This is a genomic window from Rhodococcus sp. NPDC127527, from assembly GCF_042672245.1.
GTDB lineage: Bacteria > Actinomycetota > Actinomycetes > Mycobacteriales > Mycobacteriaceae > Rhodococcus_G.
Genome location: NZ_JBHXVP010000005.1, coordinates 200,145 through 223,455 on the forward strand (window position 1 = coordinate 200,145; position 23,311 = coordinate 223,455).

A 23,311-nucleotide genomic window follows, 5' to 3' on the forward strand; every position below is an offset into this window, starting at 1 on the left:
GCCCCCCAATCGTTGCCCACCGCATCGGTTCGCGTCCCGTGGTCGGTCATCCGCGCGCCGTCCCTTCGAGGTCGGGGTTCGTCAGTGGTGGCGACCGAGGAAGTCGCGGACGAGTGCCGCGATCTCCTCGGTGTGGGTCTCGAGTGCGAAGTGACCGGCGTCGAGGAGATGGATCTCGGCATCGGGCAGATCCCTGGCGAAAGCCCTCGCGCCGGCGGGGCCGAAGATCTCGTCGCCGCGGCCCCAGGCGACCAGCGTCGGTGGGCGGTGGGTGCGCAGGTACTCCTGGAACGCGGGATAGCGGTCGAGGTTGAACTGGTAGTCCCAGAACAGTTGAAGCTGGATCTCCCTGTTGCCCGGCCGGTCCAGGCCGGCCTGGTCGATCAGCCAGGCCTCCGGCGCGATCCGGTCGAGTCTGTCCGCCGGCACGCCGTGGAGGTACTGCCAGCGGGTCGCGGCCGGTTCGAGCAGTTCGCGCACCCGGGCCTCGTTGGCTGCTCGGTCCTTCGCATGGTCGAACAGCACGTCCCAGAACGGCGTGAAGCCCTCCTCGTACGCGTTGCCGCTCTGGGTGATGAGGGCGGTGACGCGTTCGGGGTGGTCGAGGGCGATGCGTAGCCCGATCGGTGCACCGTAGTCCTGGACGTACAGCGCGAATCGCTGCAGGCCGAGCCGGTCGAGCAGGGCCGCGGTCACCGCGGCGAGCCGGTCGAAGCTGTAGTCGAATCGGTCGACCGGGGGCATCGAGGACCGCCCGAAGCCGATGTGGTCGGGGGCGACCAGGTGGAAGGCGTCGGCGAGCTCGGCAATCAGGTTTCGATACATGTGTGAGCTGCTCGGAAAGCCGTGCAGCAGAACAAGGGTGGGATTCGCGGGGTCTCCGGCCTCGCGGTAGAAGACCTCCTGGCCGTCGATGGACTCGGTGCGGTACCGGGTGGGGAAGGTGAACATGGTCGCTCCTCGTTCGAGGTGAGAACGAGCGTTCTCTCGCTCGTGGGGTGTAGCTTAGAGAACGTTGGTTCTCATGGCAAGGGGTGTGATGGAGATGGACGCGGACACCGCGGACGCCAGGCTGCTGGACGCGGCCGAGGCGTTGTTCAAGGAACACGGTGTGCAGGCGGTCGGGATGGACGCGATCCGCTCCGGATCCGGTGTCTCGCTCAAACGGCTCTACCAGCTCTACCCGTCCAAGGATCGATTGGTCGAGGCCGTCCTGGACCGGCACGACGTGGCCGTGCGGGCGGAGCTCGCCGCCTTCCTCGAGCCGTACGGCGATCCCCGCGAGCGGGTGCTGGGGGTGTTCGACTACCTCGACGCGTGGTTTCGCCGCGACGACTTCCGCGGCTGCACCTTCATCAACACCTTCGGCGAGCTCGGTGGCGTCAACGACTCGGTCGCTCGGATCGCGCGCACCCACAAGGCGGCCTTCCTGGCCTGCCTGCGCGAGCTGGTCGCCGCGGCGGGGGCGCAGGCCGCGCTCGCGGACCAGCTGGCGATCCTGGCCAACGGGGCCATGGCGATCGCGGCGATCACCGGATCGCCGGACCCGGCCCGCCAGGCGCGCGCGGCCGCCGCCGTCCTGCTCGACGCGGCGGGCTGACGAGTGTCGCCGCGCATTCCGCTCCGGCGCCCGTCGCTCGCCGGCTACGACACCCAGCCCGCGGCCGAGGGGCCGATCGGGTCGTCCGTGCGCGGCGTCTTCCTCGGTACCAGCAGTGTTCTCGTCCGCGACGCGCACACCGCGCTGCTCGTGGACGGCTTCGTCACGCGGCCCCGGTTGCTGCGGCTGGTGCTGGGCAAGATTGCACCCGACCGCGCACTGATCGACGAGTGCCTGACCAGGGCGGGTGTCGACGCACTCGACGCGGTCCTGTGTGCGCACTCGCATTTCGACCACGCTCTCGACGCCCCCGTCGTCGCGCAGAAGTTCGACGCTCCGCTCGTCGGCTCGGAGTCGACCGCGAACATCGCGCGCGGCTACGGGCTGCCGGATCGACTGATCCGTTCGGTCGACGGCGAGGCGGAACTGCGCTTCGGCGACTTCGTGGTGACCCTGGTTGCCGGCCTGCACAGCCCCGGGGACGTCGCGCCGGGAGTCGTCGATGCGCCGCTGGTGCCGCCGGCACGGGCGCGCGAGTGGCGCACGGGGGAGGCGTACTCGATTCTCTTCCGGCATCCACGAGGCGGTGTCCTCGTGCACGCCAGCGCAAACCACGTTCCCGGTCGGCTCGACGGTCACCGTGCGGACGTGGTCTATCTGGGCATCGGCACGCTGGGTCGGCAGAGCGCGAAGTTCCGGTCCGAGTACTGGCGAGAGGTGGTGCGGGCAACCGGTGCGCACACGGTGATTCCGGTGCACTGGGACGACTTCACCCGGCCGTTGCGCCGGCCGCTTCGGCCCCTGCCGTATCCGATCGACGATGTGCCCGCGGCGATGGGATTCCTGCTCGAGCAGGGTCGGCGGGACGGTGTCCGGGTGCTCGTGCCGGAGCCGTGGCACGCGGCCGAGTTGTTGCCCGGCGACTGACGGGGTGCGCGGATGCGCATAGTCGACTTTGACAATAATTTTCAACAAGGGTGACCCTGTCCCCATGAATCAGACAAACCAGACCGGGCGGATAGCCGTCCTCGCTGCCGCCGCCAGTCTCGCGGCCGTGCTCACCGGGTGCGCGTCCGAGTCGACCGCGCCGACGAGCGGGACCTCGGAACCGGCGAAAAAGTCTGCGCAGATGGAGGTTTCGTCATCCCAGCCGCGATTGGCGGTGTCCTACGACGGGGGTGTCATGGTGCTGGACGCCGACAGCCTGGACGTGCTCGCGCAGTTGCCGGTCGACGGATTCGCCCGGATCAACCCCGCAGGTGACGGCAGGCACCTCCTGGTCTCCACGGGCTCGCGGTTCCGCGTGCTCGACGCGGGTGCCTGGTCGGAGCAGCACGGCGACCACGCCCATCACTACGCCGCCCCGCCGGCCTTCGTCGAGGTGGAGTTCGCCGCCGACAAACCGGGGCACGTGGTGCGGCACGGCGGCCGGACCGCGCTGTTCGACGACGGGACGGGAGACGTCGCGAGCTTCGACCCGCGGGCGCTGGCCGCGGGAATGCCGGACATCGACCGGTTCACGACGCCCGCCCCGCACCACGGGGTCGCCGTTCCTCTGCCGGACGGCGGTCTCGTCACCACCGTCGGAGACGAGCAGTCCCGAACCGGGATCGTCGTGCTCGATCGCGACCGCCGGGAGGTGGTCCGCAACGAGCAGTGCCCGGGAGTGCACGGCGAGGCGGCGGCCGCCGACGGCGGCCTGGTGTTCGGCTGCCAGGACGGAGTCCTGATCTACCGGGACGGCGTCGTCGCCAAGGTGTCCAGTCCGGATGCGTACGGACGCATCGGCAACCAGGCCGGTGGCGAATCGTCCCCCGTCGTCCTCGGCGACTACAAGACCGACCCGGTCGCGAAACTCGAACGCCCGCAACGGGTGATGCTCCTCGACACCGCGGCCGCGCGGCTGACACCCGTCGACCTCGGCGCGAGCTACAGCTTCCGCTCGCTGGGGCGCGGGCCGAGGGGCGAGGCCGTCGTGCTGGGCACGGACGGTGCGCTGCACGTAGTCGACCAGAACGCCGGAACCGTCACCAAGCGGATCTCGGTGCAGGCGCCGTGGACCGAGCCGGACGACTGGCAGCAGGCGCGTCCCGCGCTGTTCGTCGCGGGCGAGACGGCCTACGTCACCGAACCGTCCACCAACACCCTGCGGGCGGTGAACCTGGACTCGGGCGCGGTGGTCGAGACGGTGGTCCTGCCGCAGACCCCCAACGAACTCACCGGCGTCACCGGCTGACCGGTCGACGCGGGCGCCGGAACCGATCGATGCCGCATTCGCTCGATCTCGTTGTGCGAATGCGGCATCGGGTCGGATTTCAGGGCGTCGGTCAGACCGTGGCGGTCCAACTGTCGGGTCCGAACACCTCGTAGTGGATGGACTCGGCGGGAACCTGTCGGTCGAGCAGGCTCTCGCGCACCGCGAGCATGAAGGGCATGGGGCCGCACAGGTAGACCTGGGTTCCCGCCTCGATCTCGATCGCCGACAGGTCGGCGCGACCGCGGTAGGTGGTGCCGTACTCCTCGCGGTGCCCGAGGTCCTCGTACCAGCGGTGCATGGTGGCGAACGGGATCCGCTGCACAAGCTCGGTGAGCTCTGCACGGTGCGCGTGCCGGCTGGGGGACCTGTCGGCGTGCAGGACCGACACGCGACGGCCGTGGTCGTTCGTCGCGAGGTGGTTGAGCATGCCAATCATCGGGGTGCAACCGATCCCCGCGGACACCAGCAGCAGCGGGGAGTCGCCCTCCTCGAGGACCAGGTCTCCGAAGGGCATCGAGACCTGGATCAGGTCGCCTTCGAAGACGTTGTCGTACAAGAAGTTCGACACCTCCCCGGCGGGCGTCCCGGCCTCGGCGTCCGCGGGCACGGCCTTGACGCTGATCTGCCAGTCGGTGGCGGACGGTGCGCCGACGAGGCTGTACTGGCGGATCTGCCGGGCGCCGTCGGGCAGCACCACGCCGACCGAGATGTACTGTCCGGGAAGGTAGCTCGGCAGAGCCTCCCCGTCGACGGGGCTGAGCACGAACGACACCGTGTCGGCGGACTGCAGCACCCGGCGGCTGACTCGCACCTCGTGCCAGACCTGGCCGTCGGCGACGCCGGCGGACGCGTACAGGTCGTGCTCCATGGCGATCAGCGTGTCGGCCATCAGCCAGTACACCTCGTTCCAGGCGGCCGCGACCTCGGGGGTGACGGCCTCGCCCAGCACCTCGACGATGGCCTCGAAGAGGTACTTGTGCACGATCTCGTACTGGTCGGCGGTGATGCCGAGGGAGGCGTGCTTGTTCGCGATCCGCGACATGATCAGGTCGGTCCGCGGGGCGTCCTCGCTGACCTGCAGCGTCGCGAAGGCCGCAACCGCCCCGGCGAGCGCCTTCTGCTGCTGACCCTGCTTCTGGTTGCCGCGGTTGAACAGGTCGCGCTCGAGTTCGGGGTGCGCGGCGAACATCTTCGGATAGAAGAGCGCGGTGATGTCCTCGATAGCCGCCCCGACCGCGGGGAGGGTGGCTCGGATGACTTCGGTGGACGCTGCTGAGAGGCTCATGGGGCGACGGTATTAAAACTTGCATTTGAGATGCAAGATAATGTGACGCAGTCCACTACGGTGTGTAGTAGACAGTGTTTCGGGAGGTCAGTCCCAGGCGGCCAGCCGTCGCTCGCTGACGAATCGCCGGCTCTGCCCGGTATGCGGGTCGGTGAAGGTGAGGGACCGGGCCAGCAGCTGCAGGGGATCCGAATAGTCATCGGGCGCAACGTCGTACAGGGTCGGATAGAAGTTGTCGCCGACGATCGGGATGCCCAGCGAGTTCAGGTGCACGCGCAGCTGGTGCATCTTTCCGGTGTGCGGCAGCAGCCGGTAGCGCGCTCGGTCGCCGCGCACCCCGAGCAGTTCGATCCGGGTCTCGGCGTTCGGCTCACCGGGCACCTCGAGGCACTGCAGGGTGCCGCGTTCCTTGACGATTCGGCTGCGGACCGTGCACGGCAGGATCAGTGCCGGGTCGTAGCCGGCGACCGCCTCGTACTCCTTGACCACGCGGCGCTCGTCGAACAGCGACTGGTACGCGCGACGGGCCTGGGCGCGGACGGTGAACACCAGCACCCCGGCCGTCACCCGGTCCAGCCGGTGTGCCGGTGTGAGTTCGGGAAGGTCCAGATCGCGTCGGAGCCGGACCAGTGCCGACTCCGCGACGTACCGTCCGCGCGGCGTGCTCGCCAGGAAGTGCGGCTTGTCGACCACGAGCAGGTCGTCGTCCCGGTGGAGCACCTCGATCTCGAACGGCACCCTGGTCTCGACCGGGGGGTCCCGGTACAGGTACACGAAGGAGTGCGCGCGGTACGGGCTCGCGGGCGTGACGGGCATCCCGGCGCCGTCGACCACCTCGCCCGCGGCGACCTTCTCGCGCAGTCGCCGCGCGTCGTCGGGGAACCTGGCGAGCAGGTAGCCGAGGACCGTCCCCCACCTGTCGTCCGCGGGCAGCCTCAGGCGGGTCGGGTTCAGGCCGTCGCGGACGGGGAGCGGGGCGTCGGGCACGTCACGAAACCTACGCCGCGACGCCGGTGTCAGCCCAGGTCCGCCACTCGCACCGACCGGCCCTCCGCCGCCGAGAGCCGAATCGCGTCGAGCACGGCCTGTCCGGCCACCCCGTCGCGGAAGGTCGCCGGCCTGGGCTCGGTCGCCGCGATCTGCTCGCCGAGGATCCGTCGGCGGAAGGCGTCGGCGAGGCGGGCGTAGGGCGCCCGGTCCAGCCCGGTGGCGTGCAGCCAGTCGTAGGTGGTGCTGAAGAAGTCGAACGGCGGCGGCTGCGGAGCGGGGTTTGCCAGGTCAGCGGGCACCTCGACCTCGCGGTCTCCGCTCGCGTCCGCGTGGCGGACCCGGTCGCCGTCGATCCACACGGTGCCCGTCGTGCCGGCGACGCGGGTGGTCATCATCAGCGGACCCCAGGAACCGACGGTGCTCTGCAGCACGCCGTCGACGCCGTCGGCGGTGCGGAAGTGGACGGTGAAGCTGTCCTCGGCGGTCTGGCCACGATCCGCGACCACCGGAAGCCCCGCGCTGACCGACTCGAATTCGCCGAGGGTGTAGCGGATCTGGTCGATCATGTGGGTGCCCTGGGCGCCGAGCCAGCCGCCGCCCGCCGAGCCGTCGGTCCACCAGTCGGGCGCCTGGCTGCCCTCGGCAGCGAACATGGGCAGGTGCATCAGCAGGGTCGCGAGCTTCGGTGTGCCGATCGCGCCCTCGGCAACCTGTCGGGCGAGCAGGGCCTGCGCCGTCGCGTAGCGGAACTCGGTGCCGATCTGGTGGACGACACCGGCGCGTTCGACCGCGGCGAGCATCGCCCGGGCCTGGCTGAGATCCGCGGCGAACGGCTTCTCGCAGACCACGTGCAGCCCCCGCTCGGCGGCCTCGATCGCCAATTCGGCGTGGGTGTGCGGGGGAGTGGCGATGGTGACGGCGTCGATGTCCGTGGCGGCCAGCGCCTCGTCCAGTGAGGTCACGGCGTGGGCGATGTCGAAGCGCGCGGCCCGTTCGGCCGTCCTGGTGCGGTCGCGCCCGATCAGCGCCCGAACCTCGAAACCCGCGTCCCGGAACGCGGGCACGTGGGTGATGCAGCCGAAACCGGTGCCGATCACGGCCAGCCCGAGTGTGTTCTCCGTCATGCCCAGCACAGTAGCGGCCGCACCGGACTCGTCGCCGTGGTCCGGGGGGCGAAGCAATATTCGACGATTCCGCACGCGCAGGCGGAAGAAAATGTACGTTGCCGAATCACGTGCCGGAACCGACAGAGGTGCCGGAAATGACAAGCAGGAGTAACGAATGGTCGACTGCACCACCCCCACCACGACGCCCACGAACAACAACAACAATGGCGGCGGCGGGAGCTCCGACCTCACGGATCTGCTCGCCCTGCTGACGTCCGTGACGACCGGATTCAAGAGCGGTATGTAGCGAGTCGCAGCACCGCAACCAGAGTGCGGGCACGGATCCGTCGGATCCGTGCCCGCAGTCTGCATTCAGAGCCGGTGTCGGTGTCGGGATCGGAAACGACCACATTGGAGTTGGGGAATGAATCGGCGTTTCTTTGCAAGCCTCATGTTCGTGTCCGCAGGAATCTTGATGGTGCCCGCGACGGCGCATGCCGAGCAGGTGATCGGTGGGCCGGGACAGAGCCAGAACGCCGGGGGAAACAGCTGTTCGAACGAGTCCGGATCCGTGGTGGCCAAGCCGACCCCGGTGAACGGGCACGCTGACAGCGGTTCCAGCAGCATCGGCTTCGACCCGTCCGACCTCGAGTCGCTGCTGAAGTCGATCACGGCCGGTTTCAAGAGCGGGATGTAGTCGAGTCGCGCCACCGCAGGAAGGGTGCGGGCACAGCTTCCTCGGATCTGTGCCCGCATCGGTCACCAGCCGAGACACACTAGTGCGCGGTGCGTCGCCCCGTGACGAAATACGCGACGGGACCGACGATGTTGACGAAGGCCAGTGCCCGCCAGAGGTTCTTGGGGCCGCGGACCAGTTCGTCCGGTCTGCGGGCGATGTCCACCTGGGTCACGACCAGCATGACCACCTCGACGATGCCGAGCGCGACGAGGGCCCGCCGGGTGCGCGGACCGAGTTCCGACCACTTCTTCTTCGCCATGGCCACCAGGCTAGTGCTGTCGGGCATCGATGATCGCTAAACTCGGGCAATGACGAAATGGACCGCGCAGGACATCGTCGATCAGCAGGGACGCACGTTCGTGGTGACCGGTGCCAACAGCGGGCTCGGGGCCGTGACGGCCCGCGCGCTGGTGGGTGCCGGTGCGAACGTGGTGCTCGCGTGCCGGGACGTTGCGAAGGCCGAGGAGGTCGCGCGCCCGCTCGGGTCGCGCGCTCAGGTCCGCAAGCTCGATCTCGCGAATCTGGACTCGGTGCGCGAGTTCGCCGCCGGTATCGATGCCGTCGACGTGCTGGTCAACAACGCGGGTGTGATGGCGGTGCCGAGTCGCCGCACCGCCGATGGTTTCGAGATGCAGTTCGGTACCAATCATCTCGGACATTTCGCCCTGACCGGCCTGCTGCTCGACCGGATCACCGACCGGGTGGTGACGATGTCTTCCCTGATGCACCGATTCGGCACCATCGACCTGGCCGACCCGAACTACCAGCAGCGCACCTACCGTCGGTGGTCCGCGTACGGACAGTCGAAGCTGGCGAACCTGCTGTTCGCGTACGAGCTCAATCGCCGCTTGGTGGCGGCCGGGTCGTCGGTGAAATCGGTTGCTGCGCATCCAGGTTACGCGTCGACCGGGCTGCAGTCCCACACCGACTCGCTGTGGGATCGGGTCATGGGACTGGGCGACCTGATGGCGCAGAGTGCCGAGATGGGCGCGTTGCCGGAGCTGTACGCGGCGACGGTCGCCGACGTCGTCGGCGGCACCTACATCGGCCCGGACGGGCCGTTCGAGCAGCGGGGTTACCCGAAGGTGGTCGGGTCCAATGCGAAGTCGCGCGACCGGGCGGTCGCGGCCGCCCTGTGGGGCGAGTCCGAGACGCTCACCGGCGTCACCTACGAGTTCGGAAGCTGAGAACATGTCGATTCGTCGTCTCAACCATGCGGTGCTGTTCGTTGCGGACCTCGAGCGCAGCCTCGCGTTCTACGAGGGCGTGCTCGGATTCAGGCAGCTGCCGGGCGGTTTCGCCGGTGCGGCGTTCCTGCAGGCGGCGGGTTCCGCCAACGACCACGACCTCGGGCTGTTCCAGAGTCCCAACGGGCCCAGCCGCGCCCGCCAGGGCGACGTCGGTCTCTACCACCTCGCGTGGGAGGTCGGGACACTGACCGAGCTGGCCGAGATGCGCGGAAAGCTCAGTGCCGCAGGTGCACTGGTGGGTGCGAGCAACCACGGGTCGACCAAGGCGCTGTACGGGTCCGATCCCGACGGCATCGACTTCGAGGTGTGCTGGCTGGTGCCCGATGATCGGGTCGAGGAGGAACTCGTCCCGGGGATGCCGCCGACCCGACCGCTCGACATCGATGCCGAGATCGAGCGGTACGGGGCGGACACGCCGAGCGGTCCGCGAACGGATCACGCTGTGTGGCAGCGGATTTTCGCCGACCGGGCCTGACGGTCAGTCGTCGGACTCGGCGACCACCAGCGTGACCTCGATGTTCCCGCGGGTCGCGTTGGAGTACGGGCACACCTGGTGCGCCTTGGCGGTGAGGTCCTCGGCCTCGGCCCGCGTCAGGTGCGGCAGCGACACCTCCAGGGTCACCTCGAGCCCGAAGGCGCCGCCGTCGAGGGCGCCGATGCCGACCCGGGCGCCGACCGCGGAATCGGCGACGTTCGCCTTGGCCGCGCGCGCGACCGCCTGAAGCGCGGAGTGGAAGCACGCGGCGTAGCCGGCCGCGAACAGCTGCTCCGGGTTGGTGCCCTCGCCGCTGCCGCCCATGGCCGCGGGAATCGCGAGGTCGAGGTCGAGCCGGCCGTCCGAGGTGCGGGCGTGACCGTTGCGTCCCTCGCCGGTGGCGAGTGCCTCGGCGGTGTAGAGGACCTTCATGTCGTTCTCCTTCGGTGGTCGATCAGTGGGGCGTGACCGCGTGCAGGGCCTCGGTGACCCGGACCAGGGCTGCCCGGAGCGAGACCAGTTCCGCCTCGTCGAGCCCGGTGGACGCGGCGAGCATGCGCGGGATGTCGCGGGCCCGCTCGCGCAGTGCCGCACCCTTCCCCGTGAGGTGGATCTCGACCCGGCGTTCGTCGGTCTCCAGGCGCCGACGAACGACGAGGCCGAGCCCCTCCAGGCGTCTGAGCAGGGGTGATCCGGTTCCGGTGTCGAGATTGAGTTCCTCGCAGATCTCCCGGACGCCGCGACCGTCGCGCTCCCACAACACGAGCATCACCAGGTACTGCGGGTAGGTGAGGCCGAGGTCGTCGAGCAGGGGGCGGTAGACCGCGGTGGCGGCGCGCGAGGCCGAGTAGAGGGCGAAGCACACCTGACGGTCGAGGGACAGTTCGTCGGTCACGAGAATCAAGGTAGTGCACAGCTAAGTTGTGCACAATCTATTTCCGTGTGGCGGTCCTCACGGAGGAGGTTCCGGATCGCTGCTACAGTGGCCGACGTGCAGCGCGCGTATTTCTGGTTTAGCAGGCCGGCCCCGGGTGGGTCGGTCGGCGTTACCACGCGCTGACTTCTTCCACCCGAGCCGGAATCGACCGGCTCGCGGGTGTGCACGCATTCTCCTGGGTCGGCCTAGAACGAACAGGACACCCATGACTCTCACTCTCGACACCGATGCCCTCGGCCTCGACGATCAGCGGACCCTCTCGATCTCGCCGCTGGTCGCGCCCGCCGAGCTGCGTCGCGAGCACGCCGTCGACCCCGCGGTCGCCGCGACCGTCCGCGCCGGACGCGACGGCGCCGTCGACATCCTCGCCGGTCGCGACGACCGTCTGATGGTCGTCGTCGGTCCGTGCTCGGTGCACGACACCGAGGCCGCGCTCGACTACGCCCGGCGGCTCGCGGTCAAGGCGGCCGAGCACCGGGAGAACCTGCACGTGGTGATGCGGGTGTACTTCGAGAAGCCGCGCACCACCCTCGGGTGGAAGGGGCTGGTCAACGATCCGCACCTGGACGGCAGCTTCGACATCAACACCGGCCTGCGGATGGGCCGCAAGCTGCTGCTCGACATCTCCGCGCTCGGACTTCCGGTCGGCTGCGAGTTCCTCGACCCGATCACCCCGCAGTACATCGCGGACCTGGTCAGCTACGGCTCGATCGGCGCCCGCACCGCCGCGAGCCAGGTGCACCGGCAGTTGTGCAGCGCACTGTCCATGCCGGTCGGGATCAAGAACTCCACCGAGGGCGACATTCAGGTGGCGGTCGACGGCACCCGTGCCGCCGGCGCCAGCCACGTCTTCCCCGGCACCGACCTCGACGGCAGGTCGGCGTTGATCCGCACCGCCGGCAACCCCGACTGCCACGTGATCCTGCGCGGCAGCAGCGCCGGTCCGAACTACGACGCCGAGACGGTCGCGGACACCCTCGCGCGCCAGCGCAAGTCGGGACTGCCGGAGCGGGTCGTGATCGACGCGAGCCACGGCAACAGCCAGAAGGACCACGAGCGTCAGGTCGACGTCGTCACCGACCTGTCGGCGCGGATCGCGTCGGGTGAGCAGGGCATCGTCGGCGTGATGCTCGAGAGCTTCCTGGTGGCCGGTCGGCAGGACCTGACCCTGGGCAAGGCGGACGAGCTGACCTACGGCCAGTCCATCACCGACGCCTGCCTGGACTGGGACACCACCGCCGCGCAGTTGGACCGGCTCGCGGAGGCGGTCGCTACCGCACGCCGCGGGTCCGGAACTGCACGCTGATCCGCGGGCCCGTCGGGCGGGTGGTCTTGGGCACCGCGTGCTCCCAGGTGCGCTGGCAGGACCCGCCCATCACCAGCAGGTCGCCGTGGCCGAGCGAGTACCGGATCGTCGGCCCGCCGCCGTGGGGGCGCAGCGCGAGGACCCTCGCCGCGCCGAGCGACACGATCGCGACCATCGTGTCCTCGGTGCGGCTGCGGCCGATGGTGTCGCCGTGCCAGGCGACGCTGTCCGAGCCGTCGCGGTAGAAGCACAGGCCCGCCGTGGTGAACGGCTCGCCGAGTTCGGGCAGGTAGTACGCGCTCAGCGCGTCGCGGGCCGCGGTGAGCATCGGATCGGGCAGGGCCGCGCCCTCGTCGAAGAAGCTCACCAGACGCGGGACGTCCACCACCCGGTCGTACATCTGCCGGCGCTCGGCCCGCCACGGCACGGCGCCGGGCCGATCGGTGTCGGCGAGGTCGGCGAACAGCTGCTCGGAGCCGGTGAGCCAACCGGGGAGCACGTCCACCCAGGCGCCGTCGCCCAGGACCCGGCGCCGGAGGTTGGCGCCGAGCGGGCCCAGTCGGGGGCCGTCGGTCGGGTCGTCGAACAGCGACGCCTGCACCGCGATGTCCACGGGCACATCGTACCCCCGACAATCGAACAATTGTTCGCCTGTTTTGGGTGATTCTGCAGTAATAGACCACCTGGAACCGTTCAGTGGCGGTGCCGTCTAGCATCGACCGTCGTGACCGACAGCGCTGTGGCCGACCGAACGCAATCCGAAGACCCGGATCCGGCGCCGGTGACCCGTCGGGATGCGACGCGGGTCCGAATGGTCGCCGCCGTCGCGTCGGTGCTCGCGATCCTCGCCGCGGTGTCGGTGCCGTTCCTCCCGGTACAGCAGGACACGGCGAGCCTGGCATGGCCGCAGGCGGACACGCTCACCAATGTCGATGCACCACTGGTGTCGTACGCGCCGCTCGAAGTGACCGCGGCGATCCCGGCTGCGGCCGTGCAGGCGCTCGCGCCCGCAGGCGGTGTCGTGGTCTCGACCGCCCCGGTGGGCTCGGCGGACGCGGCGCGGTACGGGCTCGTCGCCCGGGTCGAATCGGGTGCCGACGGCGGCTCCGCCCGGTTCGAGATCGTTCAGCGCGACCAGCATCTGCTGTCGATCCCCGTCGCCGACCTCGCGGGGCGGTCGGTGACCGTGACGTCGAACGCGGAACGGACCGTCGCCACGGTCGACGGCAGCGACGGCGCCACTCTCACGGGGGACTTCCGCCCGCAGATGGTGGGAGTGTTCACCGAACTCCATGGCGCTGTTCCCGCCGGCCTGTCGGTGACCGCGGATCTCGACACCCGGTTCTCCTCGTCGCCATCCGCGGTCAAACTCGTCGCGATGATCGTCGCCGTCCTCGCGACGGTGGTCGCCCTCGTCGGGCTGCACCGGATCGACTCGCTCGACGGTCGTCGGGCCCGGCGGTTCCTGCCCTCGCGCTGGTGGAAGTTCGCGCCGATCGACGCGGTCGTGGTCGGGACCCTGGCGTTGTGGCACTTCGTCGGCGCGAGCACCTCCGACGACGGCTACCAGTTCACGATGGCCAGGTCGTCCCTCGAATCGGGGTACATGGCCAACTACTTCCGTTGGTTCGGGGTCCCGGAAGCGCCGTTCGGCACCCCGTACTACGACCTGCTCGCGTGGATGACGAAGGTGTCCACCGCCAGCCCCTGGATTCGGCTGCCGGCGCTGATCGCGGGCATCGTCTGCTGGCTGGTGATCAGCCGCGAGGTGGCTCCGCGCCTCGGCGTCGCGGTCCGCCGAAACAAGGTGGCGCTGTGGACTGGCGGTCTGGTGTTCCTCGCCTTCTGGCTGCCGTACAACAACGGCCTGCGTCCCGAGCCGATCGTGGCCGCCGGAGTGCTGCTGACGTGGTGCTCGGTCGAACGAGCGATCGCGACCCGACGCCTGCTCCCCGCCGCCGTCGCAGTGCTCGTCGCCGCCCTCACCGTGACCGTCGGACCGTCGGGGATCATCTGCTTCGGCGCGCTCATCGCGGGCGCCCGGCCGGTGTTGCAGATCGTCTCGGCGCGCGCCAAGACCGTCGGCTATCTCGCGGTTCTCGGCCCGATCGCCGCGGCGGGTCTGGTTGTCCTGGTCGCGGCGTTCGCCGATCAGACCCTCGCCGCTGTCCTCGAGATGCAACGAGTGCACACGATTCCGCCGACGAACGCCTGGTTCGAGGAGTACAAGCGCTACGAGTGGCTGTTCAACATCAACGCCGACGGATCCCTGGCCCGCCGGTTCGGGGTCTTCGTGATGGTGCTCTCGATCATCTCGAGTCTGCTGGTGATGCTGCGTCGCGGCGGCCGGATCCCCGGCACCGCATCAGGTCCGTCCCGCCGAATCATCGGCATCACCGTTGCCGCGATGATGCTGATGATGTTCACGCCCACCAAGTGGACCCATCACTTCGGGGTGTTCGCCGGCCTCGCCGGTTCGCTCGCCGTCCTGACCGCCGTCGCGGTGGGCCCGCTGGTGCTGCGGTCGCGGCGCAACAGGGCGCTGTTCGCCGCCGCCGTGCTGTTCGTTCTGGCGCTCGCATTCACCAGCAGCAACAGTTGGTGGTACATCTCGGCGTGGGGCATCCCGTGGTGGGACAAGCCCGTGATGATCGCCGGTCACGGCGCCGGCACGATCCTGCTCGGACTGACCGTGGTGATGCTGCTCGTTGCCGGATGGTGCTTCTTCCGGGAACCCCACGAGGACAGGTCCGCTCGCCCGGGCAGGCTGTGGTCGGTCCCCCCGCTGACCGTCGCGGCAGGATTGATGGTCGCGTTCTTCGTGCTCTCGCTGACCAAGGGGGCCATCGCCCAGTACCCGTCGTTCTCCCTGGCGAAGTCGAACTTCGGCGCCCTCGCCGGGCACTCCTGCGGGCTCGCACAGGACGTGCTGGTCGAGACCGACCCCAACGCGTCCATGCTGCAGCCCCTGGCTGCCGGGCCGGCGAACGCGCTCGGCGCCGAGAACGTCGGATTCACCCCGAACGGGGTGGCCCGCGACCTGACGTCCGACGAGAAGGCCGCCTCCGAGGGCATGGCGAAGTCGCTCGACAACGAGGACGCCAAGTCCAGCAACGCGGCCGGCACGGCCGGCGGCCAGGGCGCGTCCGGCATCAACGGCAGCAGCGTCGCGCTGCCCTTCGGCCTCGACCCCGCGACCACTCCGGTGCTGGGCACCTACGGCGCCGGCGGTCCGGCGTCCCTGACCTCGGACTGGTACGCACTGCCCGACGGTGGCGACCTCGTGTCGATCACCGCCGCGGGCCGTGTGTACTCGGTCAACGCCGACGGCATCGCCACCCCCGGTGCGCGCGTCGAACTCGACTACGGTGTCCGGGGCGGCGACAGCGCCGTCCAGAAGTTGGGCAGCGCCCTGCCCATCGACATCGGACCCGCGCCCTCGTGGCGCAACCTCCGGATACCGCGCGATCGGATCCCCGCGGAGGCGAACGCCGTACGGGTGGTCGTCGACGACACCGACACCCGACCAGACCAGTGGGTCGCCGTGACACCGCCGAGGGTCCCGAGGACGACCACCCTCAACGAGCTGGTCGGCTCGACCACACCCACCATGATCGACTGGGAAGTGGCACTGCAGTTCCCGTGCCAGCAGCCGTTCAACCATCGCCTCGGCGTCGCCGAGATCCCGGAATACCGCATTCTCGGGGACCGCCCCGGCGCGGTGATGACGAGTCTGTGGCAGGACCACTTCGGCGGCGGCCCGCTCGGCTGGATCGACCTCACCGCGACCGGGCGCACCCTCCCGACCTATCTCAAGGACGCCTGGCACCAGGACTGGGGCAGCCTCGAGAAGTACTCGCGCATCGACCCGAACGCCGAACCGGCGCAGCTCGGCACCGCGACGGTGCGACGCTCCGGCGTGTGGAGCCCCGGACCGATCAACATCGCGTGGTGAGCGGACGGCTGTTCGGTAGTCGCGTGCCCACCTCGACCTGCCTATGATCTACACAGCGGTAGCAGGCTGCGGATGGATCGGAGTATCCGGATGCGAATTGCGGATGTGTTGCAGAACAAGGGTCCCGCAGTGGTCACGGTCGATCCGGGGATCACGGTCAGCGCGCTGATCGGCGAACTCGCCAGGCGCAACGTGGGCGCCCTCGTCGTGGTCCGAGACAACGCCATGGTCGGCATCGTCACCGAGCGGGACGTGGTGCGTCAGATTCACGAACGGGGCGCCGGCCTGCTCAACGCCACTGTCGGCGACATCATGACCAGTTCGGTGTTCACCTGCGCGCCCACCGACACCGTGGACAGCCTCGCAGCCACCATGACCGATCGCCGGATCCGGCACCTGCCCGTCCTCGAGAACGGGCACCTCGTCGGGATCGTCAGCATCGGTGACGTCGTGAAGAGCCGGATCGACGAGCTGCAGAGCGAACGCGATCAGCTCGAGGCCTACATCGACCGCAGCTGAGGCCTGTCACATCGCCGGGTCGGGATCTGTCATGAGGGGTGACAGAAAGGCTCCGACATGTTCACCTCGACCACCGAATCCACGACCCGGCCGTCGCTCTCGACCGGCCGCGGCAAGCTCACGCTCGCGTTGCTGTGCGCGGTCGCGTTCCTCGATTTCGTCGACGCGTCGATCGTCAACATCGCCCTGCCCGACATCCGCCGCGACCTGTCGTTCTCCGTCCAGGGACTGCAGTGGGTGCCGAGCGCCTACCTGCTCACCTACGGAGGGTTCATGCTGCTCGGCGGCCGCGCCGCCGACCTGCTGGGCCGCCGCCGCGTCCTGGTCACCGGCACCGCGCTGATCGGGACCTCCTCGCTGATCGGCGGATTCGCCGCCACCGGGGGCGTGCTGATCGGTGCCCGGCTGCTGCAGGGCATCGGAGCCGCGCTGATGCTCCCGGCCGCACTGTCGATCCTGACGACGACCTTCGTCGAGGGCCCTGAGCGGCGTGCGGCGCTCGGCGTCTGGGGCGGCGTCGGCGGGCTCGCGTCGGCGGTCGGGGTGTTTCTCGGCGGACTTCTGACGGAGGGACCCGGCTGGCGGTGGGTGCTGTTCGTCAACCCGGTCGCCTGCGTGCTCGTGCTCCCCGCGGTCTTCGCGCTCATCCCGCCCGACCGGCGTCGCGGGCGGCTGGATCGTTTCGACGCCGTCGGAGCCGTCCTGGTCACCGGCGGGATGCTGCTGCTCGTCTACGCGCTGGTGAAGGCGCCCGACCAGGGCTGGGGCACCGTGCGCACGGTCGGCCAGTTCGCCGGCGCGTTCGCTCTCCTCGCCGCCTTCGTGGTCAACGAGCAGCGCAGCCGAAATCCCTTGCTGCCGTTGTCGATCTTCCGGATCAGGGGCCTGGCCGCGGCCAACGTCACCGGTCTGATCGCCTTCGCCGGCCTGATCGCGATGTTCTTCTTCCTCACCATCTACATGCAGACCGTGCTCGGCTACTCGCCGATGCAGACCGGCGCGGCCTACCTGCCGCTCTGCCTGGGAGTCGGTGTCGCAGCGGGCATCTCGTCGCAACTGGTGGGCAGGGTGGGCACCCGTCCGGTGATCGTCGCCGGCGCGTCGATCGCCTCCGTCGGCCTGTACCTACTGTCCCGGATCCCCGTCGACGGCTCCTACCTGGCGGACCTGCTGCCCGGACTGATGATCGTCTCGTTCGGTCTCGGTGCGGTGTTCGTCGCGGTCACCACTGCGGCCAATGCCGGTGTGCCCGAGGACAAGGCGGGCCTGGCGGCCGCGCTGCTCAACGCCGCGCAGCAGGTCGGCAGCGCGCTCGGGCTGGCGATCTTCGCGGCGATCGCGACGTCGCACTCCAACCAGCTGATCGGGTCCGGCGCCGCGGTCCCGGATGCGCTCACCTCCGGATTCCAGCGGGCCCTGCTCGCGGGCAGTGTCTTCCTGCTCGGCGCCGCGCTGATCGGGTTGCGCACCGTCAACGCCCACGGCGAGCCAGCTGCGCGCCGAATCAGTGAAAGTCCTCGACGGTGAGCCGGGCGAGCCGATCGCGGTCGGCGAGGATGTCGATCTCGACGATCCGGCCGCCCCTGATCGTCACCCCGAGGACCGAGAGGACCTGCCCCTCGGCGATCGCCACCGCGCCCGCGGTCCCGTTGACCAGGGCCGGGTGGGCGAACCTGGCCAGCCGGGCGAAGTTCAGCGCCCGGGCGGCCACCTGTTCGGCGCCGCGCACCTCCGTCGACGCACCCGCAGGCACCACCCCGACGTCCGCGCGGAGCACCACGTCCGGGTCGAGCACCGCCACCAGCTCCTCGAAGCTGCCGCCCCGCGCAGCGGCGAGAAAGGCGTCGACGACCTCGCGTTGGCGGGCCACGTCGGAGTCCGGCACCGGCGCGCCCTGCAGCCGCCGGCGGGCGCGGCTCGCGAGTTGCCGCGCAGCAGCGGGGGAGCGGTCGACGATCGGCGCGATGTCCTCGAACGGCACCGCGAACATGTCGTGCAACACGAACGCCAGGCGCTCGGACGGCGTCAGCGTGTCGAGCACCACGAGAAGTGCCAGACCAACCGAATCGGCAAGGAGCGCATCGTGTTCGGGACCGACGTCCTCGATCGTCCCGACGATGGGGTCGGGCAGGTGGACCCCGAGTAGGTTCTCCCGTCGGGACCGCCGTGACTGCAGCAGGTTCAGACACACCCGCGCGACCACCGTCGTCAGCCAGCCGGCCAGGTTCTCGACCTCGCTCGTGTCGGAGCGCGCCAGCCGGATCCAGGACTCCTGCACGGCGTCCTCGGCCTCGCTGACCGAGCCGAGCATCCGGTATGCCACCGCCCGCAGGTGCGGGCGGTGCGCCTCGAACTGTCGCGCCATGAATTCGTTCTCGTCCATCGGTCACATTCCTTCGTCGCTGGCTGTCACAGGAGTTGACCGGTGAAGCCCGGCCGATGTGACAGGGGCACGCCCTCAACCACACACCTCGCCGGCGGCAGGGGCAACCGGACGTTCGCGTCGGTATACGGCGACGTTCGCAGTCACCAGGATCGCTCCCGCGCACCCATCGCCGGCAGCGGCGAGACCATGAGTGCGGGGTGCTTGGATGCCTGCCCACCTTCAATGAATTGAATACATTTCTGTACTCAATATATGTTGTGAAATCCGATTCGAGTTCGGGTTTGACGCTGGGAAGAATTGAATTCGAATGTGTATCGACAGACCGTGCGGTCGGTGAATTGACAAACTGATTCGGCCTGTTGTAACGCGCGGGCGCCCGCGATATCTCGCCACCGTTCTTCGATTCGGGCGGGCTCGCAGTGGCCATGTCGGCGTAGTTGGTGGGCAAGAGCTGCAGGTGGCGACGTTGTCGCGGCTACCTGTCGGGTGTTGCGTCTCGTGCTCGACGACTCCAATTCGCTATAAGTTCGTCTTTAAGAACCCGAAAGTTACCCATTGGTACGTGATTTGCATTACGGTTCTCGAAGCTTCAAGTAGACGATCGTTCAAATCGCGGAGAGGGAATGTGCGTTCGTCTACAGCGACACCGGATCGGGTGTCCGATCCGGACGACAACGGAAGTCGCGCCGGCCGATTCCGGCGGCAGACACCGACCTGCGCACCCCCCTGAAAGGCGCTCTATGAAGATCCGCAACGTAGCCGCAGTCACGGCCGCTCCCGCTCTGGCGGTGGGTCTGATGGCTGTGGTTGCCCCCGCCGCCTCGGCGGCGCCGGTCACCAGCACGGTCGCGTTCCAGCATCAGTGCCGGGTCGACGGTGCAACCGACTGGGACTACACGGTCTCGGACAACCTCGAGGTGACCGCCCCGGCCGCCGTCCGGCCGGGCGAGCAGTTCACCGTCAAGCTGTACCCCGGTCAGATGCGGACCTCGGACTCCGACACCGGCCGGCTCAAGTACGACATCGCGGTGCCGCAGGGTGCCGAGCTCGTCTCGTACGCACTCGTCGGCGGTACCTCCCTCAACCTCATCGGCGAGGCGCCGGTGGTTCTGCGGGTGGGCGCCGACGGCAACCAGAACGCCACCGGTGGGTTCCTGCGCATCACCGGCACCAGCAACAAGACGATCAACGACGGCCCGAGCGCGAGTGACAACAAGCCGAAGGAGGGTCTGCAGGTCAAGGCCAACACCGACTTCCGGCTGCCCGCGGTCGAGCTGACGTTGAAGGCCGGCACGGTGGAGAACTCGAAGGTCACCACGAGCCTGCGAGCCGGAGCCGCCAGCCCCGTCATCAAGATCAAGGACACCAGCCTCAGCTTCGGCGAGTCGCGGTGGGTCAACGCCGCCGCCTACTGCGTGGCCACCGGAGACGGCCGGGGCACGCTCTCGAGCACCGACGTCTTCACCCCGGCCGTGGTCACGACCACGGACCTGCAGGTTCCGGCGACCGCCCAGCCGGGCGTCCCGGTGGATCTGAAGGCCACCGTCGGCCCCGCGAACTCGGTGGGCACCGTCCAGTTCAAGGACGGTGACGCCAACATCGGCGGGCCGGTCACCGTCGCCGGCGGCGACGCGACCCTCTCGCACACCTTCGATTCGGTTGGTGCACACAAGATCAGCGCCGTGTTCACCGCGGGCGCCGGCTTCGCCGGCTCGGTGTCCGGTGTGAAGACCGTCGACGTCTCCGCCGTCACCACGACTGCGCTGCAGGTCCAGTCGACCGCTGTCGTGGGCGACAACGTCGACCTCGTTGCCACGGTCACCCCGTCGAACGCGGCGGGCCGGATCCAGTTCAAGGACGGCGCCACCAACATCGGTGCGCCGGTCGACGTGGTCAACGGCACCGCCACGCTCACCCGCAAGTTCGACGAGGCGGGCAGCCACACCTTCACCGCGGACTTCGTCGGCGCCCCGGGGTACAACGCCTCCGCCTCCGCCCCGGCCCAGTTGACCGTCAAGGACGCCGACTGGGGCACCACCACCACCGTGCTCGAGCCGGTCACCGCGACCGTCGGCACCCCGGTGAACCTGTCCGCCACCGTCGGCCCCATCCCGACCGGTGGCGACGTGAAGTTCCGCGTCGACGGCGTCGAGGTCGGCACCGCGCCCGTCGGCACCGGTGACGGCGTCGCGATCCTCCCGCACACCTTCACCACCCCCGGCACCGCCAAGGTCGTCGCGGAGTTCGTGGGCACCACGGGCTTCACCGGCTCCACCTCGGCCGGGTTCGACGTGACGGTCAAGGCGCCGGACACCCGCGAGGCCACCACCACCGCGCTGTCGGTCACCGGCAACGCCACCGTCGGGCAGGCGATGACCTTCAAGGCCACCGTCGCACCGGCCGGCGCCAGCGGCACCGTCCAGTTCAAGTCCGGCACCACCGCCCTCGGCGCCCCGGTGCCCGTGGTCGACGGCGTCGCAACCCTGACCCACACCTTCGACGAGGCGGGCACCCACGGCGTCACCGCCAGCTTCGTCGGTGGCAACGGCTTCAAGGACTCCGTCTCGGGCCCGACCGTGGTCAACGTGGCCAAGGCCGGAACTCCCGGCGGTGGAACCGGGTCGCTCTCGGGCATGTTCGGTAGCTGACCGACAACCTCGTCACCGTGTCCCGGGGCGTGACGAACGCACGCCCCGGGGCGCCGTGGTGCCAAACTTTCCCTCATTCGTAGGAGAATTCATGCAGAACAAGAGAATTCGCCGGTTGGCGACCCCGCTCACCGCCGGCGCCGTCGTCGGCGTCACCCTGCTCGGTGGTGTCCCCGCCAACGCGACACCGTTCACCACCTCGTTCAACAACAGCTGCCGGATCACCCCGTCCGCCGTCGCTTCCCCGTCGACCGAGACGAAGGCGGCGTCGGTCACTGTCGACGCGCCGGAGACGGTCAACGCCGGAGACACCTTCGACGTGACGATCATCCCGCCGCCGATCACCTTCCCGAACTCGAGCTCGGGTGCGAGCGTGCAGAACGTCTCGCGCATCAAGATCGACGTAGCCGTTCCGGACAATGCCGACTACCTCGGTGCGGACATCCTTCCCAACACGAGCAGCGGCCTCAGCGGTGTTGCGCCGAACCTGTTGCGCGTCAACGAGAACGGGAACCCCGATCCGAACGGAGCTGTGCTGCGCCTGTCGGGCAACAACGTGACGATCGGAAACGGTCCCAGCTCCAGCAAGAACTCCGAGGGCGGCATCGTCGCCAAGGCCTCGTCGGGTTCGGAGACCACCTTCCAACTGCCCCAGGTGAAGGCGCATCTGCGCGCCCGCGACGCAGGTGACGTCAGCATCAAGCTTCGCACCGTCGGCGCTGCCGGAACGCTCGGGAACGATGCGAACTTCCTCACGTTCCTGCCGAAGGCATCGCTGTTCATCACCGCGTGGGCTCCGACCCAGTGCAGCCCCCGCGACGGTGAGAACGCGCCGCTCAACGCGGGTGCAGGCCCGCTGGCCACGACGAGGATCGTCGAGGCCGACAAGGCAACCACCACGACGATCGCCGGACCTGGAGCCGCCAAGAACGGCACCCCGATCACGTTGACCGCCAACGTGGCTCCGGGCGCCAACGGCGGCACCGTGCAGTTCAAGGACGGCGGCGCCCCGCTGGGTGACCCGGTGACGATCGCGGGCGGCAGCGCCACGATCAACCCGACCTTCACCACCGACGGCGACCACTCGATCACCGCCGAGTACTCCGGCGCCACCGGTTTCCTGGCGTCCACCTCGGCGGCCAAGGTCGTCAAGGTCACCACCGATGCGCCGCCGGAGGCGGTCACCACCACCACGGTGACGGCGCCGAACAACGCCAAGGTCGGCCAGGACGTCAACCTCACCGCGAAGGTCGATCCGGCAGGCAGCGGCGGCACGGTGAACTTCGTCGTCGACGGCGGCGCCCCGATTCCCGGCATGGTCGGCACCGACGGCGTCGCGGTCGCGCCGTACACCTTCACCACCGCCGGCACCCACAAGGTGGTCGCGAAGTTCACCGGGACAACGGGATTCGCTCCGTCGACCTCGTTGGCCTTCCCGGTGAGCGTCACCACCCCCGCCCCGGCGGACGTGGACACCACCACCACGCTGGCCCCGGTCGGGACGGTGGCGAAGAACGTGCCGGTGGTTCTCCAGGCGAGGGTCGACCCGGCCAACGCCAAGGGCAAGGTGCAGTTCAAGATCGGTGACGTGCTGCTCGGCGGACCGGTCGACGTGGTCGACGGCGTCGCGACCCTGTCGACGACGTTCGCCAACTCCGGCACCTACAACGTCACCGCGGAGTTCACCGGCAACACCGGGTTCACCAGCTCGGCCGCCGCGCCGCAGACGCTGACCGTGCCCGGTGCGACCGATCCCGGCACCGGCGGCGGTTTCGGCAGCCTCGGTAGCCTCTTCGGTTCGTCCGGCTAGACGGTGAGGCGCCGAGGCGCCGTCGGGGCAGTTGCCCGGCGGCGCCTC

22 protein-coding genes are annotated in these 23,311 nt (G+C 69.3%); 13 read left to right on the forward strand and 9 right to left on the reverse strand.

Features of this window, described 5'->3' with window-relative positions; all coding sequences use genetic code 11:
- Positions 1-81: 81 nt before the first annotated feature.
- The gene (locus tag ACFVH2_RS11355) at positions 82-951 is read right to left on the reverse strand and encodes an alpha/beta fold hydrolase (protein WP_378424490.1); all 870 of its coding nucleotides are present in this window, start codon (positions 949-951) and stop codon (positions 82-84) included.
- Positions 952-1,024: 73 nt separating this feature from the next.
- Here ACFVH2_RS11355 and ACFVH2_RS11360 point away from each other — a divergent pair, with 73 nt between their 5' ends.
- From ACFVH2_RS11360 to aztD, 3 genes are all read left to right on the forward strand, one after another.
- Entirely contained in the window at positions 1,025-1,600 is a 576-nt protein-coding gene (locus ACFVH2_RS11360) for a TetR/AcrR family transcriptional regulator (RefSeq protein ID WP_378424492.1), read from the forward strand.
- Positions 1,601-1,603: 3 nt separating this feature from the next.
- A complete protein-coding gene (locus ACFVH2_RS11365; RefSeq protein WP_378424494.1) occupies positions 1,604-2,527 on the forward strand; it encodes an MBL fold metallo-hydrolase in 924 nt (307 codons plus the stop codon).
- A gap of 64 nt (positions 2,528-2,591) precedes the next feature.
- Positions 2,592-3,836, forward strand: a complete 1,245-nt coding sequence (gene aztD, locus ACFVH2_RS11370; RefSeq protein WP_378424496.1) for a zinc metallochaperone AztD — start codon at positions 2,592-2,594, stop codon at positions 3,834-3,836.
- Positions 3,837-3,927: 91 nt separating this feature from the next.
- On the opposite strand, the gene ACFVH2_RS11375 is transcribed toward aztD, so the two are convergent.
- From ACFVH2_RS11375 to ACFVH2_RS11385, 3 genes are all read right to left on the reverse strand, one after another.
- Complete coding sequence (locus ACFVH2_RS11375) at positions 3,928-5,142, reverse strand: globin domain-containing protein (RefSeq protein ID WP_378424498.1); 1,215 nt, start codon at positions 5,140-5,142, stop codon at positions 3,928-3,930.
- An 87-nt stretch (positions 5,143-5,229) separates the two neighbouring features.
- Complete coding sequence (locus ACFVH2_RS11380; protein ID WP_378424500.1) at positions 5,230-6,129, reverse strand: pseudouridine synthase; 900 nt, start codon at positions 6,127-6,129, stop codon at positions 5,230-5,232.
- A 29-nt stretch (positions 6,130-6,158) separates the two neighbouring features.
- Positions 6,159-7,256, reverse strand: a complete 1,098-nt coding sequence (locus tag ACFVH2_RS11385) for a Gfo/Idh/MocA family protein (protein WP_378424502.1) — start codon at positions 7,254-7,256, stop codon at positions 6,159-6,161.
- 157 nt (positions 7,257-7,413) lie between these two features.
- Here ACFVH2_RS11385 and ACFVH2_RS11390 point away from each other — a divergent pair, with 157 nt between their 5' ends.
- Positions 7,414-7,545 (forward strand): hypothetical protein, encoded by a 132-nt coding sequence (locus tag ACFVH2_RS11390; RefSeq protein ID WP_378424504.1) that lies wholly within the window; start codon positions 7,414-7,416, stop codon positions 7,543-7,545.
- Between the two features lie 150 nt (positions 7,546-7,695).
- A complete protein-coding gene (locus tag ACFVH2_RS11395) occupies positions 7,696-7,935 on the forward strand; it encodes a hypothetical protein (RefSeq protein WP_378424506.1) in 240 nt (79 codons plus the stop codon).
- 79 nt (positions 7,936-8,014) lie between these two features.
- Here ACFVH2_RS11395 and ACFVH2_RS11400 read toward each other — a convergent pair whose 3' ends face one another.
- Positions 8,015-8,263 carry a hypothetical protein gene (locus tag ACFVH2_RS11400; protein ID WP_378424507.1) on the reverse strand — a complete coding sequence of 83 codons (249 nt, stop codon included), beginning with the start codon at positions 8,261-8,263 and terminating at the stop codon, positions 8,015-8,017.
- 22 nt (positions 8,264-8,285) lie between these two features.
- Here ACFVH2_RS11400 and ACFVH2_RS11405 point away from each other — a divergent pair, with 22 nt between their 5' ends.
- A complete protein-coding gene (locus ACFVH2_RS11405; protein WP_378424509.1) occupies positions 8,286-9,164 on the forward strand; it encodes an oxidoreductase in 879 nt (292 codons plus the stop codon).
- Positions 9,165-9,168: 4 nt separating this feature from the next.
- Positions 9,169-9,702: a VOC family protein gene (locus ACFVH2_RS11410; protein ID WP_378424511.1), complete on the forward strand. Its 534-nt coding sequence runs from the start codon at positions 9,169-9,171 to the stop codon at positions 9,700-9,702.
- 3 nt (positions 9,703-9,705) lie between these two features.
- Here ACFVH2_RS11410 and ACFVH2_RS11415 read toward each other — a convergent pair whose 3' ends face one another.
- Entirely contained in the window at positions 9,706-10,134 is a 429-nt protein-coding gene (locus ACFVH2_RS11415) for an organic hydroperoxide resistance protein (RefSeq protein WP_378424513.1), read from the reverse strand.
- A 22-nt stretch (positions 10,135-10,156) separates the two neighbouring features.
- Positions 10,157-10,597 (reverse strand): MarR family winged helix-turn-helix transcriptional regulator, encoded by a 441-nt coding sequence (locus ACFVH2_RS11420; protein WP_378424515.1) that lies wholly within the window; start codon positions 10,595-10,597, stop codon positions 10,157-10,159.
- Positions 10,598-10,844: 247 nt separating this feature from the next.
- On the opposite strand from ACFVH2_RS11420, the gene ACFVH2_RS11425 reads away from it, so the two are divergent.
- Positions 10,845-11,945: a 3-deoxy-7-phosphoheptulonate synthase gene (locus ACFVH2_RS11425; protein WP_378424517.1), complete on the forward strand. Its 1,101-nt coding sequence runs from the start codon at positions 10,845-10,847 to the stop codon at positions 11,943-11,945.
- Here the strand turns inward: ACFVH2_RS11425 and ACFVH2_RS11430 are convergent.
- Positions 11,911-12,558, reverse strand: a complete 648-nt coding sequence (locus ACFVH2_RS11430) for an alpha-ketoglutarate-dependent dioxygenase AlkB (RefSeq protein ID WP_378424519.1) — start codon at positions 12,556-12,558, stop codon at positions 11,911-11,913. The two genes, ACFVH2_RS11425 and ACFVH2_RS11430, sit on opposite strands and share 35 nt — an antisense overlap.
- 198 nt (positions 12,559-12,756) lie before the next feature.
- On the opposite strand from ACFVH2_RS11430, the gene ACFVH2_RS11435 reads away from it, so the two are divergent.
- The 3 genes from ACFVH2_RS11435 (at position 12,757) to ACFVH2_RS11445 (ending at position 17,946) form a co-directional block, all read left to right on the forward strand.
- Positions 12,757-15,900 (forward strand): arabinosyltransferase domain-containing protein, encoded by a 3,144-nt coding sequence (locus ACFVH2_RS11435; RefSeq protein ID WP_378424710.1) that lies wholly within the window; start codon positions 12,757-12,759, stop codon positions 15,898-15,900.
- A gap of 90 nt (positions 15,901-15,990) precedes the next feature.
- Positions 15,991-16,419, forward strand: coding sequence for a CBS domain-containing protein (locus ACFVH2_RS11440; RefSeq protein ID WP_378424521.1), 429 nt, complete (start codon positions 15,991-15,993; stop codon positions 16,417-16,419).
- Positions 16,420-16,476: 57 nt separating this feature from the next.
- The gene (locus ACFVH2_RS11445) at positions 16,477-17,946 is read left to right on the forward strand and encodes an MFS transporter (protein WP_378424523.1); all 1,470 of its coding nucleotides are present in this window, start codon (positions 16,477-16,479) and stop codon (positions 17,944-17,946) included.
- Here the strand turns inward: ACFVH2_RS11445 and sigJ are convergent.
- The gene (gene sigJ, locus ACFVH2_RS11450; RefSeq protein ID WP_378424525.1) at positions 17,924-18,802 is read right to left on the reverse strand and encodes an RNA polymerase sigma factor SigJ; all 879 of its coding nucleotides are present in this window, start codon (positions 18,800-18,802) and stop codon (positions 17,924-17,926) included. The two genes, ACFVH2_RS11445 and sigJ, sit on opposite strands and share 23 nt — an antisense overlap.
- A gap of 800 nt (positions 18,803-19,602) precedes the next feature.
- Here sigJ and ACFVH2_RS11455 point away from each other — a divergent pair.
- The gene (locus tag ACFVH2_RS11455) at positions 19,603-21,453 is read left to right on the forward strand and encodes an Ig-like domain-containing protein (protein WP_378424527.1); all 1,851 of its coding nucleotides are present in this window, start codon (positions 19,603-19,605) and stop codon (positions 21,451-21,453) included.
- Between the two features lie 91 nt (positions 21,454-21,544).
- Positions 21,545-23,263 carry an Ig-like domain-containing protein gene (locus tag ACFVH2_RS11460; protein WP_378424529.1) on the forward strand — a complete coding sequence of 573 codons (1,719 nt, stop codon included), beginning with the start codon at positions 21,545-21,547 and terminating at the stop codon, positions 23,261-23,263.
- Positions 23,264-23,311 lie beyond the last annotated feature (48 nt).

Coding starts and splice junctions, on each gene's coding strand:
- ACFVH2_RS11355 (WP_378424490.1), bottom strand. CDS start 951: ATGTTCACCTTCCCCACCCGGTACCGCACCGAGTCCATCGACGGCCAG.
- ACFVH2_RS11360 (WP_378424492.1), top strand. CDS start 1,025: ATGGCAAGGGGTGTGATGGAGATGGACGCGGACACCGCGGACGCCAGG.
- aztD (WP_378424496.1), top strand. CDS start 2,592: ATGAATCAGACAAACCAGACCGGGCGGATAGCCGTCCTCGCTGCCGCC.
- ACFVH2_RS11375 (WP_378424498.1), bottom strand. CDS start 5,142: ATGAGCCTCTCAGCAGCGTCCACCGAAGTCATCCGAGCCACCCTCCCC.
- ACFVH2_RS11385 (WP_378424502.1), bottom strand. CDS start 7,256: ATGACGGAGAACACACTCGGGCTGGCCGTGATCGGCACCGGTTTCGGC.
- ACFVH2_RS11390 (WP_378424504.1), top strand. CDS start 7,414: ATGGTCGACTGCACCACCCCCACCACGACGCCCACGAACAACAACAAC.
- ACFVH2_RS11400 (WP_378424507.1), bottom strand. CDS start 8,263: ATGCCCGACAGCACTAGCCTGGTGGCCATGGCGAAGAAGAAGTGGTCG.
- ACFVH2_RS11405 (WP_378424509.1), top strand. CDS start 8,286: ATGACGAAATGGACCGCGCAGGACATCGTCGATCAGCAGGGACGCACG.
- ACFVH2_RS11410 (WP_378424511.1), top strand. CDS start 9,169: ATGTCGATTCGTCGTCTCAACCATGCGGTGCTGTTCGTTGCGGACCTC.
- ACFVH2_RS11415 (WP_378424513.1), bottom strand. CDS start 10,134: ATGAAGGTCCTCTACACCGCCGAGGCACTCGCCACCGGCGAGGGACGC.
- ACFVH2_RS11425 (WP_378424517.1), top strand. CDS start 10,845: ATGACTCTCACTCTCGACACCGATGCCCTCGGCCTCGACGATCAGCGG.
- ACFVH2_RS11435 (WP_378424710.1), top strand. CDS start 12,757: ATGGTCGCCGCCGTCGCGTCGGTGCTCGCGATCCTCGCCGCGGTGTCG.
- ACFVH2_RS11440 (WP_378424521.1), top strand. CDS start 15,991: ATGCGAATTGCGGATGTGTTGCAGAACAAGGGTCCCGCAGTGGTCACG.
- ACFVH2_RS11445 (WP_378424523.1), top strand. CDS start 16,477: ATGTTCACCTCGACCACCGAATCCACGACCCGGCCGTCGCTCTCGACC.
- sigJ (WP_378424525.1), bottom strand. CDS start 18,802: ATGGACGAGAACGAATTCATGGCGCGACAGTTCGAGGCGCACCGCCCG.
- ACFVH2_RS11455 (WP_378424527.1), top strand. CDS start 19,603: ATGGCTGTGGTTGCCCCCGCCGCCTCGGCGGCGCCGGTCACCAGCACG.
- ACFVH2_RS11460 (WP_378424529.1), top strand. CDS start 21,545: ATGCAGAACAAGAGAATTCGCCGGTTGGCGACCCCGCTCACCGCCGGC.